The sequence below is a fragment of the Bartonella sp. AP40SXNS genome, assembly GCF_042195825.1.
GTDB lineage: Bacteria > Pseudomonadota > Alphaproteobacteria > Rhizobiales > Rhizobiaceae > Bartonella.
On record NZ_JBHIPB010000041.1, the window covers coordinates 1 to 3,406 of the forward strand.

1 protein-coding gene is annotated in these 3,406 nt (G+C 45.0%); it reads right to left on the reverse strand.

All coding sequences use genetic code 11. From position 1 onward, the window contains the following. The coding region (locus ACFILZ_RS09370) for a hemagglutinin repeat-containing protein (protein WP_375682383.1) at positions 1 to 3,406 on the reverse strand (3,406 nt) is incomplete at both ends.

A 3,406-nucleotide genomic window follows, 5' to 3' on the forward strand; every position in this document is an offset into this window, starting at 1 on the left:
CTCCCGTATATCGACACAAAGCCCTTGCCTGATCCCACACCAAAACCCGTTTCATGGGTCTCTGAATGGCTTTTATGATGATCTGTCATGCCATCAATCGTCACATTTTCTCCGCTCACATTGATATCTTGACCGGAAAGCAGATGAGAAGCAGAAATCTTGGCTTCTCCTTGTGCGTCTAACACGATGTTTCCCGTTGCCCCAAGGATAGAGGAGACCGTTGTGGTATGAGATTGAGATGTATCGGACGATTCCTCATGCAAAAAGCCACTTGAAGACGATTGTGCTTGCTGATCCAACTGTTCTTGGGCGCCTTTTATGACAATCTTTCCCCCAGAGTGAATAGTAATATCCGCTTGTTTCTGTTCTCCTGGTGCTTTCTCTCCTGACGTTTCCTCTGCCTTACCGGCTACGAGCGTCGAGGCGACAACTTCCGTGTTGTTTCCAGATTCAATGGCAACGCCTTTTTCTCCTGCTATACTTGAACCTACCACTTGGGTAGCTCCAAAAGTTTCATGATAGGATGAGCTTCCCCCAAAAAAACCGCCATCTGTGTAGCTAGATATCTCACGGTGTGAACTATCCTCTGCATTGGTGATCAGGACATCGTTGCTGGCTTTCAGCCCTACCTTGCCCTCAGCCGCAACGGAACTGCCTGTGATGCTAAGGTCATGCGGTTTCCCATCCTGCCCTGCAACAACAGTGGTATCACCCCCAGATTTTATCGAAGAACCCCGAGAAATAGACTCTTGCCTATCAACACTAAAGTCGCTGCTCTGAAAATGATAATCTCTTTCATCGTTTCTCACCCCTATTGTTATCTCCCCTTGTGCGCCAAGAGCAACATTGTCCTTCGCATCTATATCGGAAGCAGCAATATGGATATCTTGACCCGAGATGACAGTGGTATCTTTTCCAGAACTTAAATGAGAGCCATTGTGCAAGGCGACATGGGAGGTTTCACTCCCGCGATGATTGTCCATGCTGTTGCGTGTAGCATCAATCGAAACATTTTCTTTTGCTTGTAAGTAAAGATCATCATGCGCTTGAACATCAGAGCCTAAAATATTCAAATCTTTTCCAGAGAGAAGTGTCGTCGAGCCTCCAGAGTTTAACACAGATTTATGGTGCATAATGGAGTCACTATACTGTTTATGGTGATGCGTTGCAGCTGAGCCTATCGTCAAGTTGCCTTCTTCTGTAGCCATGGCAAGATCACCTCCGGTGCTGATCCCCACCCCTGAGGCGGTAATATCTTGTTTAGCAATCACCGTTGCATTACCCCCAGCAGAAAGCGCCTCGGTGTTTAATACGGTCTCCACGCCGTCAACCGTTGTGCGCCCTGCGTCCAAACGAATATTCTTCTCCGCAAGGATAACAGCATCCCCACCAGCAGCAAAATGCCCCCCTTGACTGAGGATATCCCCACCATGCACATGCAATTGGTGGTTTGCCGCAATCCGCCCTGAATTGGTTATTGTGGAATTGCTTGTATTTTGGCTGGTGATATTGACATCATCGCCCATGATCAAAGCCCCAGCAGAAACAAAGGAGGCTCTGTCTTTTTCAGGGATGTAAAGCACCGGTGCATAAACATCCATGCCCTTGACCTGTTGGCGCACATAAATCACCATCGGGGCTTCTAGGGACGCCAATTGTTCTTCACTCAAAGCCTCACCAAAAGGGAGATTGTGTGCTTTTGCATAATCTGCCCCACCATCTAGCAAAGTTTTGACTTGTTCAATGGCATCACTTCCAGGAATAAAGGAACCTTTGCCCAAACCTTGACCAACAAGATCACGCATTTGTTTCTCAATCAGCTGCTTTTCAAAATAGGCATCACCTAAGAAAAAAATCTCTCTGTCAGGATTATAACCAATTCTGTTCAAATAATAGGCTGAGCCATAAAACTTGCCGACATCAAGGAATTCTGCCCGCGTTTCATAAATGAAATTTTGATTGGGCAGCGTGCCCCCAACACCCCCCGATTGGGGCTTTGGTAAAGGGAGCCCCTCAGCAAGTTCCCCCGCATTATTGAGATCGACTTTTGGTGTAAAGAGAGCGCCAGCTCCAGGCAAACCACTTAAGGACTCCAGTGGATTGCCTCCAACGGTTTTTGCCTCAAAATGCGCATCCCCTGTAATCGAACCTTCCGCTGCCTCGTTGTGGAGTTGATCGACCACCAAATTCAAAATGCCACCCGCTTGAACAAGACCAGGAACAGTATCGAGAACTTCTGAATTGATATGGCGAAAACCATCATTATTTATTATATCTAAAGCAACATTTCGGCTTCCATCAGCGTTATAAGCATAACAATAAGCATCCGTATTAGCCTGACAACCCATATAGGTGTTTTTATAAGCTGTTGCACCTAAATTGGTCAGCACATTGGCGTGGATATCGGCGTTTCCCCCTGCTTCTATAATGCTATAATGGTTGTCAATGGTATCAGCGTTAATAATAAGATTGCCGTGAGACTGTATCATTCCTTGACGAGTAGGCGAAAATTCTTGCGTGACAGTTTTCTGTATCATGTGAGATAAATTATTCCATCGGTACCCTTGAAAAAAAACCGAACTTTCACTCTCTTCATTCCAAGTAAATGCCTTGTATACTATCCCATCTTCTAAAGTTATCTTACCATAAGTTGCCTCTTTGTTGGGCAAAGAATTTTTAAAGTGAAAATCACATGTGTTTCCCGAACATTCAACTTCCTCATAGGAAACGGCCCATATTTCTATCCCCAACTCATTTGCTATACTTGTTGTATGATACAAAATCGCATTTTCAATTGAATCAAAGCGTTCTGGTTTTTGGAAAGAAATATCGCTATATTCCGTTTTTTCTGTGATGACAGGCGTGCTATCGGCTTCGTTTTTCAGGGTGTTGGTTTGGATATTTAAGTTTCCACCAACTTGAATAAAGCCCGCTTTGTTAACAAGGGAAAGGCTTTTTCCTGTGCCTTCTGCATTGGTGAAACCCAAATCACCTTCTGCCATTATAGTGCCAAAATCATTCAACAAAGCCCCATCAACTTGTAAAGCACCATTGCCCTTCACATAAATTAAGCCCGTTTTGTTGTTGGTCACATTGCCCGTCACGCTAAAGACTAAATCCTGCCCCGATGCCAATTGACCGCTATTTCCAAGCTCCCCCGTCTTGATCACGAAATCTCGTGCTGCTAAAATCGACGTTGTCTCATCAACCATAACGCTTGGAGCAACAAAAAGAATATCTCCAGTCCCACCGCCATCTTTTACGGCTTGTAGCCGCGCATTGTGAATATCAAGGGCATTGGTGCTTTGAAAGTCTAAACCGCCATAAGCCAATTCGCTCTCTGAGACATCAATATGATCTGCAATTAAATACAGCGTTTGCGGCGTGTAAATATGAGAACGATTAT